The 26615-nt window shown below is 52.6% G+C and carries 23 protein-coding genes, 2 tRNA genes and 2 other RNA genes; 14 read left to right on the top strand and 13 right to left on the bottom strand.

Annotated elements, in window-relative coordinates; genetic code table 11:
- Positions 1-143 precede the first annotated feature (143 nt).
- On the bottom strand, positions 144-995 hold the full coding sequence (gene ispE / locus G4551_RS13030) for a 4-(cytidine 5'-diphospho)-2-C-methyl-D-erythritol kinase (protein ID WP_003841326.1): 852 nt from the start codon (positions 993-995) through the stop codon (positions 144-146).
- The gene (gene lolB, locus G4551_RS13025; protein WP_003841325.1) at positions 992-1615 is read right to left on the bottom strand and encodes a lipoprotein insertase outer membrane protein LolB; all 624 of its coding nucleotides are present in this window, start codon (positions 1613-1615) and stop codon (positions 992-994) included. Before lolB ends, ispE begins: the two co-directional genes overlap by 4 nt.
- Positions 1616-1826: 211 nt before the next feature.
- Between lolB and hemA the strand changes: the two genes are divergently transcribed.
- From hemA to kdsA, 6 genes are read left to right on the top strand one after another with little or no spacing between them, the layout of a single operon-like run.
- On the top strand, positions 1827-3083 hold the full coding sequence (gene hemA, locus G4551_RS13020) for a glutamyl-tRNA reductase (protein WP_003020789.1): 1257 nt from the start codon (positions 1827-1829) through the stop codon (positions 3081-3083).
- 41 nt (positions 3084-3124) lie between these two features.
- Positions 3125-4207 (top strand): peptide chain release factor 1, encoded by a 1083-nt coding sequence (gene prfA / locus G4551_RS13015; RefSeq protein WP_003020786.1) that lies wholly within the window; start codon positions 3125-3127, stop codon positions 4205-4207.
- The gene (prmC, locus tag G4551_RS13010) at positions 4207-5040 is read left to right on the top strand and encodes a peptide chain release factor N(5)-glutamine methyltransferase (RefSeq protein WP_003841322.1); all 834 of its coding nucleotides are present in this window, start codon (positions 4207-4209) and stop codon (positions 5038-5040) included. The genes prfA and prmC overlap by 1 nt, the downstream gene beginning before the upstream one ends.
- Positions 5037-5429, top strand: coding sequence for an invasion regulator SirB2 (gene sirB2, locus G4551_RS13005; RefSeq protein ID WP_003841320.1), 393 nt, complete (start codon positions 5037-5039; stop codon positions 5427-5429). Before prmC ends, sirB2 begins: the two co-directional genes overlap by 4 nt.
- A gap of 2 nt (positions 5430-5431) precedes the next feature.
- Positions 5432-6241: an invasion regulator SirB1 gene (gene sirB1 / locus G4551_RS13000; RefSeq protein ID WP_003020775.1), complete on the top strand. Its 810-nt coding sequence runs from the start codon at positions 5432-5434 to the stop codon at positions 6239-6241.
- Between the two features lie 35 nt (positions 6242-6276).
- A complete protein-coding gene (gene kdsA, locus G4551_RS12995; protein WP_003020772.1) occupies positions 6277-7131 on the top strand; it encodes a 3-deoxy-8-phosphooctulonate synthase in 855 nt (284 codons plus the stop codon).
- A 98-nt stretch (positions 7132-7229) separates the two neighbouring features.
- Here kdsA and chaA read toward each other — a convergent pair whose 3' ends face one another.
- Positions 7230-8330 carry a sodium-potassium/proton antiporter ChaA gene (chaA, locus tag G4551_RS12990; protein ID WP_003020769.1) on the bottom strand — a complete coding sequence of 367 codons (1101 nt, stop codon included), beginning with the start codon at positions 8328-8330 and terminating at the stop codon, positions 7230-7232.
- Between the two features lie 403 nt (positions 8331-8733).
- On the opposite strand from chaA, the gene G4551_RS12985 reads away from it, so the two are divergent.
- Complete coding sequence (locus tag G4551_RS12985) at positions 8734-9429, top strand: gamma-glutamylcyclotransferase (protein ID WP_003020766.1); 696 nt, start codon at positions 8734-8736, stop codon at positions 9427-9429.
- 54 nt (positions 9430-9483) lie between these two features.
- On the opposite strand, the gene G4551_RS12980 is transcribed toward G4551_RS12985, so the two are convergent.
- Positions 9484-9729 (bottom strand): DUF1883 domain-containing protein, encoded by a 246-nt coding sequence (locus G4551_RS12980; protein WP_003020763.1) that lies wholly within the window; start codon positions 9727-9729, stop codon positions 9484-9486.
- A gap of 262 nt (positions 9730-9991) precedes the next feature.
- Complete coding sequence (locus G4551_RS12975; RefSeq protein WP_003020761.1) at positions 9992-10345, bottom strand: DsrE/DsrF/TusD sulfur relay family protein; 354 nt, start codon at positions 10343-10345, stop codon at positions 9992-9994.
- A gap of 175 nt (positions 10346-10520) precedes the next feature.
- Between G4551_RS12975 and G4551_RS12970 the strand changes: the two genes are divergently transcribed.
- Positions 10521-11906: a YchO/YchP family invasin gene (locus tag G4551_RS12970; protein ID WP_042270433.1), complete on the top strand. Its 1386-nt coding sequence runs from the start codon at positions 10521-10523 to the stop codon at positions 11904-11906.
- Between the two features lie 21 nt (positions 11907-11927).
- Here G4551_RS12970 and narL read toward each other — a convergent pair whose 3' ends face one another.
- Together narL and narX are read right to left on the bottom strand one after the other, a co-directional pair.
- Positions 11928-12578 (bottom strand): two-component system response regulator NarL, encoded by a 651-nt coding sequence (narL, locus tag G4551_RS12965; RefSeq protein ID WP_003020756.1) that lies wholly within the window; start codon positions 12576-12578, stop codon positions 11928-11930.
- Entirely contained in the window at positions 12571-14367 is a 1797-nt protein-coding gene (narX, locus tag G4551_RS12960) for a nitrate/nitrite two-component system sensor histidine kinase NarX (RefSeq protein WP_003841313.1), read from the bottom strand. The genes narL and narX overlap by 8 nt, the downstream gene beginning before the upstream one ends.
- A gap of 340 nt (positions 14368-14707) precedes the next feature.
- On the opposite strand from narX, the gene G4551_RS12955 reads away from it, so the two are divergent.
- From G4551_RS12955 to narI, 5 genes are all read left to right on the top strand, one after another.
- Entirely contained in the window at positions 14708-16099 is a 1392-nt protein-coding gene (locus G4551_RS12955) for a NarK family nitrate/nitrite MFS transporter (RefSeq protein WP_003020752.1), read from the top strand.
- A gap of 514 nt (positions 16100-16613) precedes the next feature.
- Positions 16614-20357 (top strand): nitrate reductase subunit alpha, encoded by a 3744-nt coding sequence (locus G4551_RS12950; protein WP_003841311.1) that lies wholly within the window; start codon positions 16614-16616, stop codon positions 20355-20357.
- Positions 20354-21892, top strand: coding sequence for a nitrate reductase subunit beta (narH, locus tag G4551_RS12945; protein WP_003020747.1), 1539 nt, complete (start codon positions 20354-20356; stop codon positions 21890-21892). Before G4551_RS12950 ends, narH begins: the two co-directional genes overlap by 4 nt.
- Positions 21889-22599, top strand: a complete 711-nt coding sequence (gene narJ, locus G4551_RS12940; RefSeq protein WP_003020745.1) for a nitrate reductase molybdenum cofactor assembly chaperone — start codon at positions 21889-21891, stop codon at positions 22597-22599. The genes narH and narJ overlap by 4 nt, the downstream gene beginning before the upstream one ends.
- Positions 22599-23276, top strand: a complete 678-nt coding sequence (gene narI / locus G4551_RS12935; RefSeq protein WP_003020743.1) for a respiratory nitrate reductase subunit gamma — start codon at positions 22599-22601, stop codon at positions 23274-23276. Before narJ ends, narI begins: the two co-directional genes overlap by 1 nt.
- 236 nt (positions 23277-23512) lie before the next feature.
- Here the strand turns inward: narI and G4551_RS12930 are convergent.
- From G4551_RS12930 to G4551_RS12905, 6 genes are all read right to left on the bottom strand, one after another.
- A non-coding RNA gene (locus tag G4551_RS12930) (RtT sRNA) lies at positions 23513-23644 on the bottom strand.
- Positions 23645-23688: 44 nt separating this feature from the next.
- Positions 23689-23773 (bottom strand) — tRNA-Tyr (locus G4551_RS12925).
- Between the two features lie 36 nt (positions 23774-23809).
- A non-coding RNA gene (locus G4551_RS12920) (RtT sRNA) lies at positions 23810-23941 on the bottom strand.
- 44 nt (positions 23942-23985) lie between these two features.
- Positions 23986-24070 (bottom strand) — tRNA-Tyr (locus G4551_RS12915).
- A gap of 156 nt (positions 24071-24226) precedes the next feature.
- Positions 24227-25069, bottom strand: coding sequence for a formyltetrahydrofolate deformylase (gene purU, locus G4551_RS12910; RefSeq protein ID WP_003020737.1), 843 nt, complete (start codon positions 25067-25069; stop codon positions 24227-24229).
- Positions 25070-25124: 55 nt separating this feature from the next.
- On the bottom strand, positions 25125-25580 hold the full coding sequence (locus G4551_RS12905; RefSeq protein ID WP_003841307.1) for a YchJ family protein: 456 nt from the start codon (positions 25578-25580) through the stop codon (positions 25125-25127).
- A gap of 111 nt (positions 25581-25691) precedes the next feature.
- Between G4551_RS12905 and rssA the strand changes: the two genes are divergently transcribed.
- Complete coding sequence (gene rssA, locus G4551_RS12900) at positions 25692-26603, top strand: patatin-like phospholipase RssA (protein WP_003020732.1); 912 nt, start codon at positions 25692-25694, stop codon at positions 26601-26603.
- Positions 26604-26615 lie beyond the last annotated feature (12 nt).

Below are 26615 nucleotides of genomic sequence, written 5' to 3'. Positions count from 1 at the left end.
TTGTCACCGCAACTCAGCTTGCCCGGCTTACTCCTTATCCTTCGTGTTTCATGTTCGCTGGCATCAATTCCTCACACCAGTCACATACTTTTGTATGCTCCTGGCGGTTTGTCATTTCGCCATCTTCCTGAAACCAGAAGGATTTAGAGTAACGCTCTGTGCAATGGGGAGAGGTTGACGCCTTTCGCCACAAAGCCTTTGAGCCATTCCGGGGCTTGCTCAAGCACCTGGCGAGCACGAGACTCAGTGTCAAATTCAGCAAAGACACAAGCCCCTGTACCAGTCAGGCGCGACGGCGCGTATTCTAACAGCCAGGAAAGCGCCGCATCAACCTCGCGAAAACGTTTTCTTGCGATAACCTCGCAATCATTGCCGAATTCACATTTTAGTAACGTTTTTATTGACCTTTTTGGCGTGTTGCGCGGGAGGTCGGGATCGTTAAAAATCACCGGTGTCGGAATGCTGACTCCCGGGTGAGCAACCAGATACCACTTTTCTTCAGGCTCGACCGGCGTCAGAATTTCTCCAACACCTTCGGCAAAGGCCGCATGGCCGCGCACGAACACGGGAACATCCGCCCCTAGGGTTAAACCGAGTGCCGCCAGTTCATCAATCGAAAGTCCACACTGCCAGAGATGGTTAAGCGCCACCAGAACGGTTGCCGCATTTGATGAACCACCGCCGAGGCCGCCGCCCATCGGCAGGCGTTTGTCGATACTGATGTCCGCACCGCTCCCTTTGGGAAGGCGATTGCTTTCAGATGCTACCTTCATCAGCAAACGTGCCGCACGGACGATCAGGTTGTCTTCGTGCGCAACGCCTTCCACCGAGGTTAACAGGCGAATTTCGCCGTCGCCACGCAGCGCAATATCTATCGTGTCGCCATAATCAAGAAACTGAAATAGCGTTTGCAGCGAGTGGTAACCGTCCGCACGTTGCCCGGTGATGTATAAAAACAGATTCAGTTTTGCCGGAGAGGGCCAATGAGTCATCATTTCACAATCCAGTTGTCCATTTTCAGCTTAATACGCTGATCGCCGTCCGACAGCTCCATGTTTGCCGGCATCGCTGGCTGGGTTTTGCTGTCGTAGCCGCTATAGACCACTTTCCAGTTTTTACCGTCTTTGCTGTAATTCACTTCACTTAGACGGTATTGATCATCGAGTTTGTAATCGGTGGCATCTCCCGGCAGACCAAGGATCCACTGGCGCAGGCTATTCAATGGGATAGGCATGCCAGTCAGTTTGCCGATCATCTCTTCAGCGTCGTCGGCAGTGTAGTGCTTGCCTTTGTTATCGACCAGTTCGACGTTGCCCGGCTGCGCGTTGAGTTCCAGTTCCGTGCTGCCCAGCGGGTTGGTCAGCAGGAGACGATAGCGATCCTGACCGGTTTGCTGCCAGAAAAAGCGGGCATACACTTTCTGTTGATCGGAAATATAGGCAAACGCACCGCGCGTCTGATATTGGTTCAGGGCGCGTACTTCCTGCTGGTGCTGGCGCCACTGCGGGGAATCGGGGCTTTTGCCGGGACCTTTCGGCGCGTTGAGGGTACAGGCACTAAGAACCAGGGCCGCAAGGGGCAGCAGGCGAATCAGGCGAAAATCAGGCAGGGTCATAATGATGACAAATCCTTGAGATACGTTGCAGTTATAACTCTCAATGCTAGCGCCACCATCTGACATCGTCTACGTTCAAGTTATCTTAAATCGCTTAAATTTGTGCACTAAGCTATTACTCCAAAAGGGGTCAGTCTCTTTTATTGACCGCACGCATCCTGTATGATGCACCCAGTCTAACCTTATCAACGCTGGTACTATTCCCGCACACATGACCCTTTTAGCGCTTGGTATTAACCATAAAACGGCACCTGTATCGCTGCGAGAACGCGTAACGTTTTCGCCGGATACGCTCGATCAGGCGCTGGACAGCCTGCAAGCGCTGCCAATGGTGCAGGGCGGGGTAGTGCTGTCGACGTGTAACCGCACAGAGATTTACCTCAGCGTGGAAGAGCAGGATAACCTGCGAGAAGCGCTGATTCGCTGGCTGTGCGAATACCATAACCTCAATGAAGAAGACCTGCGTAATAGCCTGTACTGGCACCAGGACAACGACGCCGTCAGTCATTTGATGCGCGTTGCCAGTGGTCTGGATTCACTGGTGCTCGGTGAACCGCAAATTTTGGGGCAGGTGAAAAAAGCATTTGCGGATTCGCAAAAAGGCCACCAGAACGCCAGTGCGCTGGAGCGCATGTTCCAGAAATCATTCTCTGTTGCTAAACGTGTACGTACAGAAACTGACATCGGTGCCAGCGCCGTGTCGGTGGCGTTTGCCGCCTGTACTCTGGCGCGGCAGATATTTGAATCGCTCTCAACGGTAACCGTGCTGTTAGTCGGTGCGGGCGAAACCATCGAGCTGGTAGCGCGACACTTGCGCGAGCATAAAGTGAAGAAGATGATCATCGCCAACCGTACGCGCGAGCGTGCGCAGGTGCTGGCGGATGAAGTCGGCGCCGAGGTGATTTCACTGAGTGATATCGACGCGCGTTTGCAGGATGCCGATATCATTATCAGTTCTACTGCCAGTCCGCTGCCGATTATCGGTAAAGGAATGGTGGAACGCGCGCTTAAAAACCGTCGCAATCAGCCTATGTTACTGGTGGATATCGCCGTACCGCGCGATGTCGAGCCGGAAGTGGGTAAATTGTCTAACGCCTATCTGTACAGCGTTGATGACCTGCAAAGCATCATTTCGCATAACCTGGCCCAGCGTAAAGCGGCGGCGGTGGAAGCCGAAACGATTGTGGAGCAGGAAGCCAGCGAGTTTATGGCCTGGCTACGCGCCCAGGGCGCAAGCGACACTATCCGCGAGTATCGCAGTCAGTCAGAACAGATCCGTGATGAACTGACCGCTAAAGCGTTGGCCGCTCTTCAGCAGGGCGGTGATGCGCAAGCCATTATGCAGGATTTGGCCTGGAAACTGACCAACCGCCTGATCCATGCACCAACCAAATCACTTCAACAGGCTGCCCGTGACGGGGATAGTGAACGCCTGAATATTCTGCGCGACAGCCTCGGGCTGGAGTAGCAGCACACCAATCTTATTTTTTACAGGGTGCATTTACGCCTATGAAGCCTTCTATCGTTGCTAAACTGGAAGCCCTGCATGAACGCCATGAAGAAGTTCAGGCGCTGCTCGGTGATGCGGGTACTATCGCAGATCAGGATCGCTTTCGTGCGCTGTCGCGCGAATATGCGCAATTAAGCGATGTCTCTCGCTGTTTTACGGACTGGCAACAGGTTCAGGAAGATATCGAGACGGCTCAGATGATGCTCGACGATCCTGAAATGCGTGAAATGGCGCAGGATGAACTGCGCGAAGCAAAAGAGAAATGCGAGCAGCTGGAACAGCATCTGCAGGTCCTGCTGTTACCTAAAGACCCCGATGACGAACGTAACGCCTTCCTCGAAGTGCGTGCGGGAACCGGTGGTGATGAAGCGGCGCTGTTTGCCGGCGATCTGTTCCGCATGTACAGCCGTTACGCTGAATCGCGTCGCTGGCGGGTAGAGATCATGAGCGCCAGCGAAGGCGAACATGGCGGGTTTAAAGAAGTTATTGCCAAGATTAGCGGCGAAGGCGTTTACGGGCGACTGAAATTTGAGTCCGGCGGCCATCGCGTGCAGCGCGTACCTGCGACGGAATCGCAGGGGCGTATTCATACTTCTGCCTGTACGGTCGCTGTCATGCCGGAACTGCCGGATGCCGAACTGCCGGACATCAACCCGGCCGATCTGCGTATTGATACCTTCCGTTCATCAGGCGCGGGCGGTCAGCACGTTAACACCACCGACTCCGCAATCCGTATTACCCACTTACCGACCGGTATCGTGGTGGAATGCCAGGACGAACGTTCACAGCATAAAAACAAAGCCAAAGCGATGTCGGTGCTGGGGGCGCGAATTCGTGCCGCCGAAGTGGCAAGACGTCAACAGGCAGAAGCCTCTGAACGTCGTAACCTGTTGGGCAGCGGCGATCGCAGCGATCGTAACCGCACCTATAACTTCCCGCAGGGTCGTGTGACCGATCACCGCATTAACCTGACGCTCTACCGTCTGGATGAAGCGATGGAAGGCAAACTGGATATGCTGATTGAGCCGATTGTCCAGGAATACCAGGCCGACCAGCTGGCGGCGTTGTCCGAGCAGGATTAATGGATTATCAGCACTGGCTGCGTGAAGCGATAAGCCAATTACAGGCAAGCGAAAGCCCGCGACGTGACGCCGAGATTTTACTCGAGTTTGTCACCGGTAAGGGGCGCACCTTTATTCTGGCGTTCGGCGAAACGGTGTTAACCGAGGCGCAGCGTCAACGGCTCGATACATTACTGGAACGCCGTAAGCGGGGTGAGCCGGTGGCTCATCTGACCGGCGTGCGCGAGTTCTGGTCGCTGCCGCTGTTTGTCTCTCCGGCTACGCTTATTCCACGCCCGGATACTGAGTGTCTTGTTGAGCAGGCGCTGGCTCGTCTGCCTGCCTCTGCGTGTCGTATTCTCGATTTGGGAACCGGTACGGGCGCCATCGCGCTGGCGCTGGCAACTGAGCGTCCGGATTGTGCGGTGACTGCGGTTGACCGCATGCCCGATGCCGTGGCGCTGGCAACTCGCAACAAACAGCATCTGGCCATCGACAATGTTTGCGTGCTGCAAAGCGACTGGTTCAGTGCTTTGCAGGGGCAGCAGTTTGACATGATTGTCAGCAATCCGCCGTATATTGACGAACAGGACCCGCACCTGGCGCTTGGCGATGTACGTTTTGAGCCGCTATCGGCACTGGTGGCGGGCGAGCAGGGTATGGCGGATATCGTGCATATCATTGACCAGTCTCGACAAATGTTAACGCCCGGCGGCTATCTGTTGCTGGAGCACGGCTGGCAGCAGGGACAGGCAGTCCGCGACGCCTATACTCATGCCGGTTACCAGGCGGTTGAAACCTGCCGCGACTATGGCGGCAACGAGCGAATTACGCTTGGACGCATCCCATCATGAGTACCTTCAGCGTGTTACTCAACGTCCATCTCATCAGCATTGCGCTTTCTGTTGGTCTGTTAACGCTGCGTTTTTGGTGGCGTTACACCGACTCGCGCCTTGCCTGCGCGCGCTGGACGCGCATCGTGCCGCCGGTTGTCGATACCGTTTTATTACTCAGCGGCATAGCGTTAATGGTTAAAACGCACATCCTGCCATTCACTGAGCACGGGACATGGCTGACTGAAAAGCTGTTTGGGGTTATCATTTACATCGTTTTGGGTTTTATTGCGCTCGATTATCGTCGGGCGCGCAGTCAGCAGGCGCGATTAGTCGCATTTCCGCTGGCACTGGTGGTGCTGTACATCATCATTAAACTCGCCACCACAAAAATACCGTTACTGGGGTAAGCATGAGGTCGTTAGCTGATTTCGAATTTAATAAAGCGCCATTGTGTGATGGGATGATCCTGGCGTCGGAGTCTATCCGTCTGGATTTTCCAACACAAACTGTGTATGACGAACTGGAACGTCTGGTTAGTCTGGCGCAAGAAGAAATTAGCCAGCTCCTGTCTCAGGATGAGCAACTGGAAAAACTGCTGGCACTTTTTTACGGCGAATGGGGGTTTACGGATACCCACGGCGTCTATCGTCTTTCTGATGCATTATGGCTTGACCAGGTACTGAAAAATCGTCAGGGCAGCGCCGTATCTCTGGGCGCTATCTTGTTGTGGATTGCCAACCGACTGGAGCTACCGCTGGTGCCGGTGATTTTCCCGACACAACTCATCCTGCGTATTGAATCGCTCGATGGCGAAATGTGGCTAATCAATCCGTTCAATGGCGAAACGTTAAATGAGCACACGCTGGAAGTGTGGCTGAAGGGGAATATCAGCCCGGTCGCGGAACTGTTTAACGAAGACCTGGATGAGGCGGATAATGCAGAAGTAATCCGCAAGCTGCTCGACACGCTGAAATCATCGCTGATGGAAGAGCGGCAAATGGAGCTGGCGCTGCGTGCCAGCGAAGCACTATTACAGTTTAATCCTGAAGATCCGTATGAAATACGCGATCGTGGATTAATCTACGCGCAGCTTGAGTGTGAACATGTTGCGCTGACCGATTTAAGTTATTTCGTTGAGCAGTGTCCGGAAGACCCGATCAGCGAAATGATTCGTGCGCAGATTAATACTATTTCGCACAAGCAAATTGTATTGCATTGATTAATGACACTTTACCTACCGTTTAAGGCGATCCTATGAAACAAAAAGTGGTTAGCATTGGCGACATCAACGTGGCAAATGACCTGCCGTTCGTGCTGTTTGGCGGAATGAACGTGCTGGAATCCCGCGATCTGGCGATGCGCATTTGTGAGCACTACGTAACCGTTACTCAAAAGCTGGGTATCCCTTACGTGTTCAAAGCCTCCTTTGATAAAGCCAACCGTTCTTCCATCCACTCTTACCGTGGACCGGGCCTTGAAGAAGGGATGAAAATCTTCCAGGAACTGAAGCAGACTTTTGGCGTAAAAGTGATCACCGACGTTCACGAAGCCAGCCAGGCGCAGCCTGTTGCTGACGTGGTGGATGTGATTCAACTGCCGGCATTCCTCGCGCGTCAGACCGATCTGGTGGAAGCGATGGCTAAAACCGGTGCCGTTATCAACGTGAAGAAACCGCAGTTCGTAAGCCCTGGCCAGATGGGCAATATCGTGGATAAATTCCATGAAGGTGGTAACGATAAGGTTATTCTGTGCGACCGTGGTGCGAACTTTGGTTATGACAACCTGGTTGTAGACATGCTGGGCTTCAGCGTGATGAAGAAAGTCTCCGGCAACTCACCGGTGATTTTTGACGTTACCCATGCGCTGCAATGCCGTGATCCGTTTGGCGCAGCAAGCGGCGGTCGTCGTGCGCAGGTTACCGAACTGGCTCGCGCCGGTATGGCGGTAGGTCTGGCGGGTCTGTTTATTGAAGCGCATCCGGATCCAGCCAATGCGAAATGCGATGGCCCATCCGCGCTGCCGCTGGCAAAACTGGAACAGTTCCTGACGCAGATTAAAGCGATTGATGACCTGGTGAAAAGCTTCGACGAGCTGGATACTGAGAACTAGTTCATTTTGTGTGCCTGATAGAGCTTGCGCTTATCAGGTATACGAAAGGAAATAAGAAGCCGGACCCGACAAGTTATGTCGGTGTCCGGTTTTTTTCATCAGGCAAATATCGTCATCAGATAGGCGATAAACAGCGCCAGATGTGCCGCACCGTTAAGCACATTGGTGCGTCCGGTGGAGAAAGAGATATGGCACAGTACCAGTGAAGAAACCATCACAATCATCTCTGGCGCGCCCAGCGCAAACACCAAATCATTCCCGGTTGCCCATGCGATCAGCGTCACCACTGGTACGGTCAGTGAAATAGTGGCTAATACTGAACCGAAGAACAAATTCATCGCCCGCTGTACCTGATTGCTCAGAACCGCTTTCAGCGCGCCCAGCCCTTCAGGAGAGAGGATGAGTAACGCAACCAGGAAACCGGTAAAGGCCACTGGGGCATTCAGTTCAGTCAGCAAGGTCTCCAGTGGGCTGGCGTTCATCTTGGTTACGGCAATAACGGCGATCAGATGAATGATAAGCCAGGCGGCGTGCCACATATTGCTGTGTGCTGATGGCTTGCCGTGATGCGGGTCGTCATCGTCGCCTTCATCTTCATGCTCGTAAATGAACAGGCTTTGGTGCGTTTTGGTTTGAATCAGTAAAAATACGCCGTACATCGCTGCAGAAATTAATGCTACCAGCAGCGCCTGGGCGGTAGTGAAATTCGCTCCCGGTAAAGCCATTGGGAACACCAGTACAATAATGGCCAGTGGGAACAGGGCAATTAAATACTGTTTAATACCAAACAGATTCATATACTGAGTAGCAAATTTACGGCCACCCAATAGTAACGAAAAACCGACCAGACCGCCGGTGACGATCATAATGATTGAGTACAACGTGTCGCGCATGAGCGTAGGTGCAGCATCACCGGTCGCCATTAATGCGGAGATTAAGCTGACTTCGAGAATAACGACGGACAGGCTGAGGATCAGTGACCCGTAGGGTTCGCCAAGTCGATGTGCTAATACATCCGCATGACGGACAACGCTGAATGCGCTGCTTAATATACCAATAAGGGCCAGCGCATTAATACCGATGACCACTGGTAGTGACTGACTGCTCCCCCAGAAGAACAGGACTACCAGCGCCAAAATCGGGAAGACGAGAGAGGTCTCCTTGTGGCGGGTTTTTACCGCCTCATGTACTTGTGTCATTGAACTAATTCTCCATCTCTGCAGGTATTTATAATTATAAAAGTATTAAAGAATGTAAAAAATAACAGATCTTTCGGTATTTCCGATCTAGTTTTACGTAATTTTACGGCATGGACCAATTTTTGCATCCAAGCGGATAAAATTGCATATCTTGTTTATAGAGTATTTAAATAACAAAGCATTAGATTTTAACGTCAACAAAAATTGCTGATACTACTGATACAAATGATAGTGCAGAGCTTAGCAACGCGAGAGGATATAAAGTGCCGTTGACGCTTTGTTGCCTTGCAAGCTAGCGGCGAATTGCCTATTGTCCAGCTATTGGTTTCAAAATGAGCAGTAAAAAAGCCCGGAAGGCGTCAAAAAAGTTGTCGCAGGGAAGCAGCAGTGGCGGAGGTGTAAGGTGTTAACGCGTGATTTTTTATTGAATGCCGACTGTAAGACGGCATTTGGTGCTATTGAAGAATCACTACTCTGGTCAGCGGAACAACGGGCAGCCTCACTGGCGGCCACGCTTGCTTGCCGACCCGATGATGGACCGGTGTGGATCTTCGGTTATGGATCGTTGATGTGGAATCCGGCCTTAGAGTTTGATGAGTCCTGTACCGGGACGTTAGTTGGCTGGCACCGTGCTTTTTGCCTGCGCCTGACGGCGGGGCGAGGAACGGCGGGTCAGCCAGGACGCATGTTGGCCTTGAAAGAGGGCGGACGCACTACCGGTGTAGCCTACCGCTTACCTAACGCATCGCTCGAACAAGAGCTTTCTTTACTGTGGAAGCGTGAAATGATCACCGGATGCTATCTGCCCACCTGGTGCCAGTTGGCGCTGGATGATGGTCGGACGGTGAACGCGCTGGTCTTTATTATGGATCCTCGCCACCCGCTGTTTGAGTCAGACACGCGCGCGCAGGTGATTGCGCCGCTTATCGCTGCGGCGAGCGGACCTTTAGGCACCAACGCCCAGTATTTGTTCTCGCTGGAACAAGAGCTGGTCAAGTTGGGGATGCAGGATGACTGTCTTAACGATCTGGTGATCACGGTCAAACGATTGTTGGGAGAGAATCTGCCGGAAGGCGTTATGCGGCCAGGGTTTGCCTGAATCCAGCCGGGAACTGAATGCCCGAAAGCCAGGCGCTTTTCGGGCAATTAACGCTTAGGCTGCAATATAACTTATTGAATGCTCTAGCGACTGGCTGTGGCTGTCGATCAGCACATTCCAGATGCCGGTGTAGGGCACGGTCAACCATGCGTTATCACGATCCTGCACGCTTAAGATGTCGGACTGCGTGTCTTTGACGTGATTTTTCTCGCTCATCAGATGGATGTGACAGCGCTCGGAACAGCGCACAACCACCGTATCGCCACCAAATAACTTTAAACTTGCCTTCACTAATGCCATTTTTCACCCCGTTCTTGAAAACAACGTACTTTCTGTCGAAAGTGCTGCGTGATGTTGTTCACATTTCACTCATTGCATAACACCAAAGGGGGAGCAACGGGATGCTGATTTTGATCAAAAAATGGCATAACGATTAAACAAAAGTGACAAAATCCCTCAAAAGGATTGAAAGGGCGTGCTAACGTTCAACGAAACCGCGCCCATCTACGATTAAATCCGGAAATTATCGACACTTTCAGTGTGCTTGCCTGAAAGCGGTGTATCAGAAGGTCAGCACTTTATCTGCAGCCAGCGTCCATTGAGCCAGTTCAACCAGCGTGCCGACGGCTACTCCGTCAATTAACGGCAGCGTGGTGATTCCACGGCCATCGGTGCAGGTTTTGCACAGTTTGACCGGCACATTTTGCGCCGTCAGAATCTCCAGCATTTGCTGAATATTGTATCCTTCCGCGGGTTTTTGACCACGCAATCCCGCGGTTACCGCGTCCGACATTAAAAACAAACGCAGATCGAGATCCCCTTCCTGCTCGCGCAAGGCGATAGCCAGACGTAGGCTGTTAAATAACGATTCGCTTCCATAGGCTGCACCGTTCGCGACGATCACTATCTTTTGCATTTTTACTCCTTTTGCTGCATGTGAGCGTTAAAAACTGACACGTATGTTACACCTATTTCTAGATGCCAGGATAATGCCGAAAAAGGAAGGAAGGGCTGAAAATCAATACTGAAGACGTTATGGTTTAAGATAAGTATGCCGCTGTGGCTAATAGATATAAGAAACCACTAACGATTTGAGCCGTATTATTTATTTATCTCTCGCTGTATTTGCACTCTTGCCGTTGGCAGGCGGTACTGCCAGCGCGCAATCGTCATTTATTCACCAGGCGGAAAACCCTTTCGATAACAATAGTGATGGCTTGCCCGATCTTGGTATGGCGCCGGAGTCGCGGGCAGGCGAAAAGCACTTTGCCGAAATGGTCAAAGCGTTTGGTGAAGCCAGCATGACCGATAACGGGCTTGATACAGGTGAACAGGCGAAGCAGTTTGCGTTTGGCCAGGTGCGCGACAGGGTCAGCGAACAGGTGAATCAGCAACTGGAATCCTGGCTCTCTCCCTGGGGAAACGCCAGCGTCGGGTTGCAGGTGGATAACGAAGGCAGCTTTACCGGGAGTCGGGGAAGTTGGTTTATCCCGTGGCAGGACAATCAACGTTATCTCACATGGAGCCAGTTGGGGCTGACGCAACAGGACGGAGGCCTGGTCAGTAATGCGGGGATTGGGCAGCGCTGGGTTCGTGACGGTTGGTTACTGGGTTACAACACCTTTTATGACAACCTGCTGGATGAGAATCTGCCTCGGGGAGGCGTGGGGGCAGAGGCGTGGGGTGAATACCTCCGTTTATCTGCTAATTACTATCAACCGTTGTCCTCCTGGCAGGATCGTTTTGCAACTCAAGAACAACGGATGGCCCGGGGATACGACCTGACCGCGCAAATGCGCATGCCGTTCTATCAACATCTCAATACCAGCGTCAGCGTGGAGCAGTATTTTGGTGACCAGGTGGATCTGTTTCATTCCGGAACCGGGTACCACAATCCTGTGGCGGTGAATCTGGGATTGAGCTATACGCCGGTGCCGCTGATCACCGTGACAGCACAGCATAAGCAGGGTGAAAATGGCGTCAGTCAGAATAACCTCGGATTAACGCTAAATTATCGTTTTGGTGTGCCGCTAAAAAAACAGCTGATGGTAAGCGAGGTGGCAAACAGCCGATCGCTGCGCGGCAGTCGTTATGACGATCCACAACGTAACAATCTGCCGACGCTGGAGTATCGCCAGCGTAAAACACTGTCGGTATTTTTGGCCACGCCACCCTGGGATCTCAAGCCTGGTGAGACGGTGGCGTTGAAGGTGCAGGTGCGTAGTTTGCATGGGATCCGTCGTCTGGCATGGCAGGGGGATACTCAGGCGTTGAGCTTAACGGCGGGCAGCAATAGCCGAAGCGCTCAGGGTTGGACGATTATTATGCCGAAGTGGGACAACAGAGAAGGTGCGACAAACCGCTGGCGGTTGTCTGTGGTGGTAGAAGATGAGCAGGGCCAGCGTGTCTCTTCCAATGAGATCACGCTATCACTGACCGAACCGTTTATTACCGTTTCGGAAAATGATCCTCGTTAACAATGACGCATGAGCGCGTTATCAGAAAATGCGTTCCTGGTGCACCCATACCGCGGCTTCAACGCGTGATTTGAGCTTCATTTTCTTCAGCATATGCTTCACGTGAACTTTTACTGTGCTTTCGGTGATGTCGAGGCGGCGGGCGATCATCTTATTAGGCAGACCCTGGGCGATGAGTTTAAGAATATCGCGTTCGCGCGGCGTCAGTTGAGTAACATCACGGTCGGATGTTGCGCGATTGGCGCGCAGGCTGGCGGCCAGAACCGGGGTTAAGGCTTCGCTCAGCACCATTTCACCAGCGGCAGCCTGCTGCAATGCTTTCAGTAAATCTTCTGGCTCCATATCTTTCAGCAGGTAACCGTCGGCACCACGCTTCAGTGCGGTAACCACATCTTCTTCATGATTGGATACGCTAAACACAACGATACGGCCCGACAGTGATTTTTCACGCAGCTTATCGAGGGTTTCCAGACCGTTCATGCCGGGCATGTTGAGATCAAGCAGGATCAGATCGGGATCAAGGGATTCAGCCAGCTCGATACCCTGCTCACCATTGCTGGCTTCGCCGACAACGGTAATATCGGGCGCCATGCTGACAAGCTGTTTTACACCGGTTCTCAGCATCGGATGATCGTCGATCAACAGGATAGTTGCCGGTTCCAGATTACTCATGGGTATCTCCTTGGACTTCTGTGAAGTTTGTTTCGGGAATAAAAGTGACAGCAACTTCAGTACCGCCCGTCTCGCGACGGCGTACGCGGCAATCGCCGCGCAAGCTCTGCGCGCGGTCGCGCATTATTATCATGCCGTAGTGGTTACTGCGTTCGGCGTTTTCCGGTACGCCGCAGCCGTTATCTTGCACTGTCAGTTTGACCTGCTTGCCATTTTGCACCACCGTCACGACCACTTCATTGGCCTGAGAGTGTTTAAGTGCGTTGCTCAGGGCTTCGCGCGCAATTTGTAGCAGGTGAATCGCCTGATGCGAAGGGACCAGGCGTGGCGGTAGCTGATAATCCAGCTTAACCGTAAATCCAAAACGGGCGCTGTACTCCTGACAGCTGGCCTCCAGCGCCGGTCGTAATCCAGGTTCCGTGAGCTGTAAACGGAAGGTGGTTAACAGTTCTCGCAGTTGTGCCCATGAAGCATTTAGCTCGTTACGAATCTGGCTGAGCAACTCGCGACAGTTATCTGAAAGTGCATCGCCCTGCATCTGTAAACAGCTAACCTGCATCTTCATACAAGAGAGCGATTGTGCAATAGAATCATGAAGTTCGCGCGCAATGGTGGCACGCTCTTCCATCACAATCAACTGCTGTTGACGCTCCTGATGCCTGTCGAGCGCAAGCGTTGCGGTCAGTTGCTCAACCAGTGTATCAACCAGCTGCTGCTGATCGTGGCTGAGATGGCGTCCGTTCGGCAAGGTGGCGAGCAAAATACCATACTGGGTATGCGCGTCGGTCAGCCGCCATTTCAATGTAATCCCGCCGTCAATCGCGGGCAGCGTTCCGCGAGGACACAGATGGCAACCTTTCTCATCACAGCTGGCATTTGACTGACAGGTAAATTCCTGATGATTGTTTTCATCTTCCAGGTCGTAAACCCGGAGCTCAATATCATGCAGCAAGGTCAAATTTTGCAAACCATTCAGTACCGGAGAGAGGCGTTCGCACAACGGCACCTGAGAGTGCAGGCGGCGGTTAGCTTGCCACAGGAAAGAAAGAATCTGATTTTTGTGCTCCAGCCCCGCCGTTTTCTCCTGTACTCGCTGTTCCAGCACAGCGTAACTTTCGGCCAGTTCTTCCGACATATTATTTAGCGCCGAGCCCAGAGCCGCCATCTCATTACGACCGCTGATATGCGCGCGTTGGGTAAAATCACGCTGGCTGACGGCTCGCGCCATCGACAGCAGCTGTTTCCACGGCTCTAACAGGCGCACGCGCAGCCAGATAATGGTGAAAACCAGCAGCAATGCCATAAATACGGCCATCAGGCGATGCAGCAGGACGACGCGTTCAATGCGTAATTCGGTGGTATGGTCAAAGGCGGTGACCAATTTATCCAGTCCGCCCACAAAGCGCGTCACATCCTGCGCTACCGCATCAGGCGTTTGCGCATGCGCAAGTCCCGGCGCAAGTTCAGTGTGCCAGTAATCCTGTAATGCTTTTAACTGCGCCTGTTGTCCATCTCGCTTTGCGGCACGCGTCAACTCCGGGCTAAACGCCGTTTGCTCCATTTCATCCAGCAGCGGTTGATCGCTAGCGTCCAGCGGTACGGCTGCCAGCAGGCGATAACTCTGCATGCGCAGCGATCCCGCTTTGTTGATTGCATGGGCGCTACCCTGAACGCCCTGAACCAGCCAGCCGGAGACAGCCATACCCGCCACGCCGATGGCTGTGGACAATAAAACAATCAGCGCCACCTGGTTGACCAGCGTAAGCGGGGAGAGACAACGTTTAAACATGGTGACTTGTTCCTTCGGGTTTTCGTCGAACAGAAAACCTTATTGAATGACGATTCTGCTGCAGGCAGTGGCGTTATTCTCGGCGATACACTGGAGTATACCCATACCTCAAACGGGCTACCCCTTAATTGCCAGTGGAGGGAGAGATCCTGGGCGAGGGGGAGTAGGGGGCGACAGAAGCGTGAAAAACCACATCTTTTTTACCGAAGTTATGTACTCATTAAGGGTAATAATAAATTTTAGGCATGAATAATGACACCTTTTCCTTTGATTTATATCAACTTACCTCCAGCTGTAAACCCTAATGTTGCAGGCATCGAAACAAGTATCAGAGGTGTCTATGAGTCACTCATCTGCCCCGGAAAGGGCATCTGGAGCTGTAATTACCGAATGGCGGCCGGAAGATCCCGCCTTCTGGCAGCAGCGTGGTCAACGAATCGCCAGCCGTAACCTGTGGATTTCCGTCCCTTGTTTGCTGCTGGCGTTTTGCGTGTGGATGTTATTTAGCGCCGTGGCGGTGAACTTACCGAAAGTCGGATTTGATTTCACCACTGAACAACTGTTCATGCTGACGGCATTACCTTCGGTGTCCGGCGCGCTGCTGCGTGTTCCGTACTCCTTTATGGTCCCCCTGTTTGGTGGACGTCGCTGGACGGCATTTAGCACCGGCATCCTGATCATTCCTTGCGTATGGTTAGGTTTTGCGGTGCAGGATACCTCCACGCCGTTTAGTACCTTTATTATTATCTCCCTGCTGTGCGGCTTCGCTGGTGCGAACTTTGCGTCCAGTATGGCAAACATCAGCTTCTTCTTTCCAAAACAGAAACAGGGCGGCGCGCTGGGTCTGAACGGTGGCCTGGGCAACATGGGCGTCAGCGTGATGCAGTTGGTCGCGCCGCTGGTGGTTTCATTGTCAATCTTTGCCGCATTTGGTAGCCACGGGGTTGAACAACCGGATGGCACGCAGCTGTATCTGGCAAACGCTGCATGGATTTGGGTGCCGTTCCTCGCTATTTTCACGCTGGCAGCATGGTTCGGTATGAACGAACTGGCAACCTCCAAAGCCTCGCTGAAAGAGCAATTGCCGGTGCTGAAACGCGGGCATTTGTGGATTATGAGCCTGCTGTATCTGGCGACCTTCGGTTCCTTTATCGGTTTCTCTGCCGGTTTCGCGATGCTGTCAAAAACGCAGTTCCCAGAGGTGCAGATCCTGCATTACGCCTTCTTTGGCCCGTTCATTGGTGCGCTGGCGCGTTCTGCGGGCGGCGCAATCTCTGACCGTCTGGGCGGGACCCGCGTCACGCTGGTGAACTTCATTCTGATGGCTATTTTCAGTGCCTTACTGTTCCTGACGCTGCCATCAAACGGTGTCGGTGGCAACTTCATTGCCTTCTTCGCTGTGTTCCTGGCGTTGTTCCTGACGGCTGGTCTGGGGAGTGGTTCAACCTTCCAGATGATCTCTGTAATCTTTCGCAAACTGACGATGGACAGAGTGAAAGCTGAAGGTGGTTCAGAAGAGAAAGCGATGCGCGAGGCGGCAACCGATACGGCGGCAGCATTGGGCTTTATCTCTGCTATTGGTGCGATCGGCGGCTTCTTTATCCCGAAAGCATTTGGCACGTCCCTGGCATTAACCGGTTCTCCGGTCGGTGCGATGAAAGTATTTCTGATCTTCTATGTCGCTTGTGTGGTTATCACCTGGGCGGTATACGGACGTCATTCTAAAAAGTAAAAAAGTGGTATACACAAAATCATTCTAACTGCATCAAGGCGGCAAGTGAGAAATCCCCAGGAGCTAACAGAAGTAAGTGACTGGGGAGAACGAGCGCAGCCAACGCGAAGCAGTTTGAAGGATGAAGTGTAAGTTGATTATCCATTGCGCGGTGTTAGACCGCGCTTTTTTTTATCTGTAATTAGTTACAACATACTTTTGTATTGTGGCATGACAACAGCCTGTGAGAACGGCGAACACAACATGCTAAGCAGGGGGGATACCCCTTAATACCCACTTATAAAGAATTTAACATTTGCATGATAATTGAATTATTAAAAATCCTTTAAATTCAATTTATTACATTAATTATCAATATCCCACTTTGGGGGTATGTAAAAACCAACCCTCATTTTTCATCCCTGCCTGCCTTGATCGTTATCAATTCTCACGCCCTTTCAGAGCGTTACCTTCGCTCTCAATCAAGCAATGTCGATTTATCAGAGAGCCGTCAGGCTCCTACAGGAGAAAACCGATGAGTAAATTCCTGGACCGGTTTCGCTACTTCAAGCAGAAGGGCGAAACCTTTGCCGATGGGCATGGCCAGCTTCTCAATACCAACAGGGACTGGGAGGACGGATACCGCCAGCGTTGGCAGCATGACAAAATCGTGCGTTCAACCCACGGGGTAAACTGCACTGGCTCATGCAGCTGGAAAATCTATGTGAAAAATGGTCTGGTGACCTGGGAAACCCAGCAAACCGATTATCCGCGTACCCGTCCGGACCTGCCAAACCACGAGCCTCGTGGTTGCCCTCGTGGTGCAAGCTATTCCTGGTATCTCTACAGCGCTAACCGTCTGAAATACCCGCTGATGCGCAAACGCCTGATGAAAATGTGGCGTGAAGCGAAAAGACTGCACAGCGATCCGGTAGACGCATGGGCCTCCATCATCGAAGACGCCGATAAAGCAAAAAGCTTCAAACAAGCGCGTGGTCGTGGTGGTTTCGTGCGTTCTTCCTGGCAGGAAGTGAATGAGCTGATTGCCGCTTCTAACGTTTACACCGTTAAAACCTACGGTCCTGACCGCGTGGCGGGCTTCTCACCGATCCCTGCGATGTCGATGGTTTCCTACGCCTCCGGTGCACGATATCTGTCGCTGATTGGCGGCACCTGCCTGAGCTTCTACGATTGGTACTGTGACTTGCCGCCTGCGTCTCCGCAGACCTGGGGTGAGCAGACTGACGTTCCGGAATCTGCCGACTGGTATAACTCCAGTTACATTATCGCCTGGGGTTCAAACGTTCCGCAGACCCGTACCCCAGATGCGCACTTCTTCACGGAAGTTCGCTACAAAGGGACTAAAACGGTCGCCATCACCCCGGATTACGCTGAAATCGCTAAACTCTGCGATCTGTGGCTGGCTCCGAAGCAGGGTACCGATGCCGCAATGGCGCTGGCAATGGGCCACGTCATGCTACGCGAGTTCCACCTTGATAACCCGAGCCAATACTTCACCGACTACGTGCGTCGTTACACCGACTTCCCGATGCTGGTGATGCTCGAAGAGCGTGACGGGTATTATGCGGCGGGTCGTATGCTGCGTGCCGCCGATCTGGTTGACTCCCTGGGTCAGGAAAATAATCCCGAGTGGAAAACCGTTGCCATCAATACCGACGGCGAAATGGTTGCGCCAAACGGTTCAATTGGTTTCCGCTGGGGTGAAAAAGGTAAATGGAACCTTGAGCAGCGCGACGGCACGTCCGGTAACGAAACCGAACTGCAGCTCAGCCTGTTGGGCAGCCAGGACGACATCGCTGAAGTCGGCTTCCCGTATTTTGGCGGCGAAGGTACCGAGCACTTTAGCAAAGTTGAACTGGAAAATGTTCTGCTGCACAAACTGCCGGTAAAACGCCTGCAACTGGCAGATGGCAGCACCGCGCTGGTGACCACCGTTTACGATCTGACCATGGCCAACTACGGTCTGGAACGCGGTCTGAACGATGAAAACTGCGCTTCCAGCTACGACGATATCAAAGCGTATACCCCGGCATGGGCAGAGAAAATCACTGGCGTATCGCGCGCTCAGATCGTGCGTATTGCCCGTGAATTTGCCGATAACGCAGATAAAACGCACGGCCGCTCAATGATTATTGTCGGCGCGGGTCTGAACCACTGGTACCACCTCGATATGAACTATCGTGGTCTGATTAACATGCTGGTGTTCTGCGGCTGCGTCGGTCAGAGCGGCGGCGGCTGGGCGCACTACGTGGGCCAGGAAAAACTGCGTCCGCAGACCGGCTGGCAGCCGCTGGCGTTTGCCCTTGACTGGCAGCGTCCGGCGCGTCACATGAACAGTACGTCCTACTTCTATAACCACTCCAGCCAATGGCGTTATGAGACGGTTACGGCACAGGAACTGCTGTCCCCGATGGCAGACAAATCCCGCTATAGTGGCCATTTGATTGACTTTAACGTTCGCGCTGAACGTATGGGCTGGTTGCCATCTGCGCCGCAATTGGGTACTAACCCGCTGTACATTGCGCGTGAGGCGGAAAAAGTCGGGATGACACCGGTGGATTACACCGTTAAATCTCTGAAGGAAGGTTCTATTCGCTTTGCGGCTGAACAACCAGAGAACGGTAAAAACCATCCGCGTAACCTGTTTATCTGGCGTTCTAACCTGCTCGGCTCTTCCGGTAAAGGCCACGAGTACATGCTGAAGTATCTGCTGGGTACTGAACATGGTATTCAGGGGCTGGATCTGGGTAAACAGGGGGGCGTGAAGCCAGAAGAAGTGGAATGGCAGGATAACGGACTGGACGGCAAGCTGGATCTGGTCGTTACCCTGGACTTCCGTCTGTCGAGCACCTGTCTGTACTCCGACATCGTGCTGCCGACCGCCACCTGGTATGAAAAAGACGATATGAATACCTCGGATATGCATCCGTTTATTCACCCGTTGTCTGCCGCCGTTGATCCAGCCTGGGAATCGAAGAGCGACTGGGAAATCTACAAGGCTATCGCCAAGAAATTCTCTGAAGTTTGCGTGGGCCACCTTGGCAAAGAAACCGACGTAGTGACGCTGCCTATCCAGCACGACTCGGCCGCCGAACTGGCGCAGCCGTTGGATGTTAAAGACTGGAAGAAAGGCGAATGCGATCTGATTCCAGGCGTTACCGCGCCGCACATCATGACAGTTGAGCGTGATTACCCGGCAACCTACGAACGCTTCACGTCCATCGGCCCACTGATGGATAAAGTCGGGAACGGCGGGAAAGGGATTGCCTGGAACACCCAGAGCGAAATGGACCTGCTGCGTAAGCTCAACTACACCAAGGCTGAAGGCCCGGCAAAAGGCCAGCCGATGCTGAATACGGCGATTGATGCCGCTGAGATGATCCTCACCCTGGCACCGGAAACCAACGGTCAGGTGGCGGTGAAAGCCTGGGCTGCGCTGAGTGAATTTACCGGCCGTGACCATACGCATCTGGCGCTGAATAAAGAAGACGAGAAAATCCGCTTCCGCGATATTCAGGCGCAGCCGCGCAAAATTATCTCCAGCCCGACCTGGTCAGGACTGGAAGATGAACATGTTTCTTACAACGCTGGTTACACCAACGTTCACGAGCTGATCCCATGGCGTACGCTGACTGGTCGCCAGCAGCTGTATCAGGATCATCAGTGGATGCGAGACTTCGGTGAAAGCCTGCTGGTTTACCGCCCACCAATTGATACCCGTTCGGTGAAAGAGGTGATGGGCGAGAAATCAAATGGTAACCCTGAAAAAGCGCTCAACTTCCTGACGCCACACCAGAAGTGGGGTATCCACTCCACCTACAGCGATAACCTGCTGATGCTGACGTTAGGCCGCGGCGGTCCGATCGTGTGGATGAGCGAAGCGGATGCGAAAGATCTGGGTATCGAGGATAACGACTGGATCGAAGTCTTTAACAGTAACGGGGCACTTACCGCCCGTGCGGTTGTGAGTCAACGTGTCCCGGCCGGGATGACCATGATGTACCACGCCCAGGAACGCATTGTGAATATTCCGGGGTCGGAGATTACCGAGCAGCGCGGCGGGATCCATAACTCGGTGACCCGTATCACACCGAAACCGACGCACATGATTGGTGGTTATGCCCACCTGGCCTACGGCTTTAACTACTACGGCACCGTAGGTTCGAACCGTGATGAGTTCGTGGTGGTTCGTAAGATGAAGAACATTGACTGGTTGGATGGCGAAGGCAATGACCAGGTACAGGAGAGCGTAAAATGAAAATTCGTTCACAAGTCGGCATGGTGCTGAATCTCGATAAGTGCATCGGTTGCCACACCTGTTCAGTAACCTGTAAAAATGTCTGGACCAGCCGTGAAGGTGCGGAGTATGCCTGGTTTAACAACGTTGAAACCAAACCGGGTACTGGCTTCCCAACTGATTGGGAAAACCAGGAAAAATGGAAGGGCGGTTGGATCCGTAAAATCAACGGTAAGCTGGTGCCGCGCATGGGTAACAAAGCGCTGCTGCTGGGTAAAATTTTTGCTAACCCGCATTTGCCAGGTATTGATGACTACTACGAACCGTTTGACTTCGATTACCAGACTCTGCACAACACCCCGGCAGACAGCAAAGCGCAGCCGATTGCCCGTCCGCGCTCGCTGATCACCGGTCAGCGTATGGATAAAATCACCAAAGGTCCGAACTGGGAAGATGACCTCGGCGGTGAGTTCGAGAAGCTGGCGAAAGACAAAAATTTCGAGAACATGCAGAAGGCGATGTACGGTCAGTTCGAAAACACCTTCATGATGTATTTGCCGCGTCTGTGCGAGCACTGCCTTAATCCGGCGTGCGTGGCGACTTGCCCGAGCGGTGCCATTTACAAGCGTGAAGAAGATGGCATCGTGCTGATCGATCAGGACAAATGCCGCGGCTGGCGTATGTGCATCACCGGTTGCCCGTATAAAAAAATCTACTTCAACTGGAAGAGCGGTAAGTCAGAGAAGTGCATTTTCTGCTATCCACGTATCGAAGCCGGTCAGCCGACCGTGTGCTCCGAAACCTGCGTCGGTCGTATCCGTTACCTCGGCGTACTGCTGTATGACGCGGATGCGATTGAAAGCGCGGCAAGCACCGAGCATGAGAAAGATCTGTACCAGCGTCAACTGGACGTGTTCCTCGATCCGAACGATCCGGCTGTTATTGAACAAGCGCTGAAAGATGGTATTCCGCTGAGCGTTATCGATGCCGCCCAGCAGTCTCCGGTTTATAAAATGGCGATGGACTGGAAGTTGGCGCTGCCACTGCATCCGGAATACCGCACATTGCCGATGGTTTGGTACGTGCCGCCATTGTCTCCGATTCAGTCTGCCGCCGATGCGGGCGAGCTGGGCAGCAACGGTATACTGCCGGACGTTGACAGTCTGCGTATCCCGGTTCAGTACCTGGCGAACCTGCTGACCGCAGGCGATACTCAGCCGGTGCTGTTGGCGCTGAAACGTATGCTGGCAATGCGTCACTACAAACGTACGGAAACCGTTGACGGTAAAGTCGATACCCGTGCGCTGGAAGAGGTGGGCTTGAGCGAAGCGCAGGCACAGGAAATGTATCGTTATCTGGCGATCGCGAACTACGAAGATCGTTTCGTGGTACCGAGCAGCCATCGTGAACTGGCGCGTGACGCGTTCCCGGAGAAAAGCGGTTGTGGCTTTACCTTCGGTGACGGTTGCCACGGTTCTGATACTAAATTCAATCTGTTCAACAGCCGCCGCATCGACGCTGTCGATGTGACCAGCAAAACGGAGCCGCACCAATGATTGAACTCGTCATTGTTTCGCGTTTGCTCGAGTACCCGGATGCTGCCCTGTGGCAGCATCAGCAGGAACTTTTCGATGCACTCGCGTCATCTGAGAACCTGGATAAAGAGGATGCCCAGACTCTGGGCGTTTTCCTGCGCGATCTAATCGCGCAAGACGTGCTGGATGTGCAGGCAAGTTACAGCGAACTGTTTGATCGTGGCCGTGCCACCTCGCTGCTGCTGTTTGAACATGTACACGGTGAATCCCGCGATCGCGGTCAGGCGATGGTTGACCTGATGGCACAGTATGAACAGCACGGTTTGCAGCTCGACAGCCGCGAACTTCCCGATCATCTGCCGTTGTATCTGGAATATCTTGCGCAACTGCCGAAAAGCGAAGCGCTAGGTGGCTTGCAGGATATTGCGCCGATCCTGGCTTTGCTCAGCGCTCGTTTGCAGCAGCGTGGAAGCCGTTATGCAGTGCTGTTCGATTTGCTGTTAAAACTGGCGAATACCGTTATCGACAGCGATAAAGTGGCTGAAAAAATTGCGGATGAAGCCCGTGATGATACTCCACAAGCGCTGGATGCGGTCTGGGAAGAAGAGCAGGTAAAATTCTTCGCCGATCAGGGGTGTGGCGAGTCGGAAATCTCCGCTCACCAGCGTCGTTTTGCCGGGGCCGTTGCGCCGCAGTATCTGAATATCACCACCGGAGGACAGCACTAATGCACTTCCTGAATACGTTCTTCTTTGACATCTATCCGTACATCGCGGGTTCTGTCTTTCTGATCGGCAGTTGGCTGCGTTATGACTACGGGCAGTATACATGGCGTGCGGCCTCCAGTCAGATGCTGGATCGCAAAGGGATGAACCTGGCGTCAAACCTGTTTCACATTGGGATCCTGGGGATTTTTGCCGGGCACTTCTTGGGTATGTTAACGCCACACTGGATGTATGAAGCGTGGCTGCCGCTTGAAGTGAAACAAAAGATGGCGATGTTCGCGGGTGGCGCTAGCGGCGTAATGTGTCTGATTGGCGGTGTACTGCTGCTGAAACGTCGTTTGTTCAGCCCACGAGTGCGGGCTACCACCACCGGAGCGGATATTCTGATCCTCTCTCTGTTGGTTATCCAGTGTGCGCTGGGTCTGCTGACCATTCCGTTCTCCGCCCAGCATATGGACGGCAGCGAGATGATGAAGCTGGTGAACTGGGCGCAGACAGTGGTGACCTTCCATGGCGGAGCGTCTCAGTATCTGGATGGCGTCGCATTTATTTTCCGTGTGCACCTTGTGCTGGGTATGACGCTGTTCCTGTTGTTTCCATTCTCGCGTCTGGTACACATCTGGAGCGTCCCGGTCGAATATCTGACACGCAAATACCAGATTGTTCGTGCACGTCACTAATCGTATTTCTGTGAAAGATAAAACCCTGCTTCGGCGGGGTTTTTTTATGCCTGTTTGCCGGATGGCGGCGCAAGCGCCTTATCCAGCCTACGCAGGTTTAAGCGAGCGCCGTAGGCCTGCGTAGTGCATCAGGCAATTTGTGGGCATGTGTCGAGTTTGTAGGTCTGATAAGCACAGCGCATCAGGCAAATAAAGGGCATTGCAGATTGATTTTGTGTTGGTGCTTTATGAAGTGATGGTGGTGGGGGAAGGATTACTCAGCGCTGCGCGCTTCGCCCTTCGGGTCGTTGCCTGCGGCAACGCTTTCTCGCTAACACTCGAATCGAACCCTGGTCGAAGCTTCTCATCCTTCCCGCATAGGAAGAATATGAGGCATTGCAGATTGATTATGTGTTGGTGCTTTATGAAGTGATGGTGGTGGGGGAAGGATTCGAACCTTCGAAGTCGATGACGGCAGATTTACAGTCTGCTCCCTTTGGCCGCTCGGGAACCCCACCAGGGGTATACTAATTTTGTGAATCTAAAAGAATGAATGGTGGTGGGGGAAGGATTATTCGTCGCTTCGCTCCTCACCCTTCGGGCCGTTGCCGTTGGCAACGTTCTCTCGCTTTCGCTCGAGTCGAACCTTAATCGAAGGTTCTCACCCTTCCCCGACAAGTGCAAACTTCTGTATTGCTCGCCGGGATAACTACATCGCTGTAGTAAAAAATGGTGGTGGGGGAAGGATTCGAACCTTCGAAGTCGATGACGGCAGATTTACAGTCTGCTCCCTTTGGCCGCTCGGGAACCCCACCACGGGGTAATGCTAATTACTGGCCTGCTTCTGTTAGAAGCGGGGCGCATCATATCAAATGATGCGCCCCTGTAAAGCATTCCGTTGATAAAAAAGAACTGGTTGCCTGATTTTTACACGCAAAGATGTAAAGGTAACCAATTAACTTATCAATCGATTACAGAATAATCGTTCGGTTACCGTAAACAAAGACGCGCTGAGCCAGAACCTGATACAGCGCGCGGCTTAAAACATTTTTTTCAACGTCGCGACCCGCACGCATCATATCTTCGGCAGTGTAGGTGTGATCAACATGGATCACGTCCTGCATAATGATTGGGCCTTCATCAAGGTTATCATTCACGTAGTGGGCTGTCGCGCCGATGATTTTCACGCCGCGCTCATAAGCTTGATGGTACGGGCGAGCACCAATGAATGCTGGCAGGAATGAATGGTGAATATTGATAATTTTATTTGGGAAGCGTGAAACAAATGTCGGGGTCAGAACGCGCATGTATTTAGCCAGCACGACATAGTCCGGCTGATGGGCGTCGATAGCGTCAGCCATTTTCTGATCATGTTCGTCACGTGTTAAACCTTCATGGCTGACCAGCTCAAACGGAATATCAAACCGTTCAACCAGAGGACGCAACGTCTCGTGATTGCCGATCACCGCGGCGATTTCAACATCCAGCCCGCCATAATTGGCCTTCATTAACAGATCGCCCAGGCAATGCGCTTCCTTAGTGACCAAAATGACGATGCGGCGGCGGCCTGCTGGGGTTAATTCACGAATTGAGCCTTCAGGTAAGGCGCTGTCCAGATCGGCAAGCAGCGTGACGTCGTTAAAAATGCCCTCCAGTTCGGTGCGCATAAAAAAGCGTCCGGTGCGGTGGTCCACAAACTCATTGTTCTGCACGATGTTCAGTTCATGCTTGTAACAGATATTCGTAATGCGCGCGATCAGACCTTTTTGGTCCGGGCAAATAGTACGCAGCACTTTTCTTTGTAATGAATGCATTTGCAGCGGTGATCCTGTTGAGAATGTTTGCAAAATTGATACTGTCGGGCGTTGATTAGCCGCAGCACTTTTTAAATTTTTTACCGGAGCCACAAGGGCAGGTATCGTTTCGTCCAATTTGAGGGCGTGTACCGTCTATATAGTACCACTGACCGTTTTCTTTTAAAAAACGAGAGCGCTCGATAATTGCACCTGTTTTACCTTGTTCAGAAAACCGTGCGACGAAACTGACATAGCCGATATCTTCTGTGTCTGCCGTCTCTTGTTCAAAAACGGTCAGCCCAAGCCATTCAGTATGATTAAATCCTGCGATAATGTCGTCGCGAAACGAGGCCGCATGACAATCTGGATGCCAGGTCCTGATAAGATAATCTGCGTCTTTCATCACAAAAGCACAGTAACGAGAACGCATGAGGTGTGACGGCGTAGGTGCTACTTGCGCGCCGGACACATAACGGTAGCAACATAGGCTATACTCGACAGCGCTACCACAGGGACAAAGCTGAGACACAAAGTACTCCCTGGAATATAAAAACGGCGTAAAAACGCCAGAGTGGCACTATGTTAACTGAGCGGTAGCGATGTTGCTACGTCTGCAAGCCAGGGGAAGTTTGTACGTATAATGAGAAAAATAAAAATTGGGCTGGCGCTAGGTTCCGGCGCGGCGCGAGGTTGGTCGCATATTGGGGTTATTAAAGCCCTTAAGCATATGGGCATCGATGTTGATATCGTGGCAGGGTGCTCCATCGGTTCGCTGGTTGGCGCTGCCTACGCCTGCAATAAGTTGCCTGCTCTTGAAAAGTGGGTATGTTCTTTCAGCTATTGGGATGTTTTACGGCTGATGGATCTCTCGTGGCGCAGGGGAGGTTTACTGCGCGGTGAACGGGTATTCAATCAGTACCGTAATGTTATGCCGGTAGAAGCAATTGAGCAATGCACACGCCGTTTCGCAACTGTTGCTACTAATCTGAGTACGGGGCGGGAGCTGTGGTTTACCGAAGGTGATTTGCATCTGGCTGTCCGAGCCTCCTGTAGTATTCCTGGTCTGATGTCTCCCGTGGCGCATAATGGTTACTGGCTGGTCGATGGCGCGGTGGTGAATCCCGTCCCAGTATCCCTGACTCGTGCGTTGGGGGCCGATATTGTTATCGCGGTCGACCTGCAACACGATGCGCATCTCATGCAACAAGATTTACTCTCCTTCAACGTCAATAGCGATGCCGAATCGGGTAATGATGCTGACGAGCTTTCATGGCATGCCCGCCTGAAAGAGCGATTGAGCAACATTACGGCCAGGCGTGCAGTCACGGCACCGACGGCGATGGAGATCATGACGACGTCTATTCAGGTTCTGGAAAATCGTCTGAAACGTAACCGCATGGCCGGTGACCCTCCAGACATACTGATTCAGCCGTTTTGTCCACAAATATCCACGCTGGATTTTCACCGCGCCAGTGCAGCAATTGCTGCCGGGCAGTTGGCGGTCGAGAAGAAAATGGATGAACTTCTACCCCTGGTGAAAACCAACGTCTAACGCATTTTTTAT

Source organism: Citrobacter freundii ATCC 8090 = MTCC 1658 = NBRC 12681, from assembly GCF_011064845.1.
GTDB classification, from domain to species: domain Bacteria; phylum Pseudomonadota; class Gammaproteobacteria; order Enterobacterales; family Enterobacteriaceae; genus Citrobacter; species Citrobacter freundii.
This window is presented reverse-complemented; position numbering and strand designations above follow the sequence as displayed.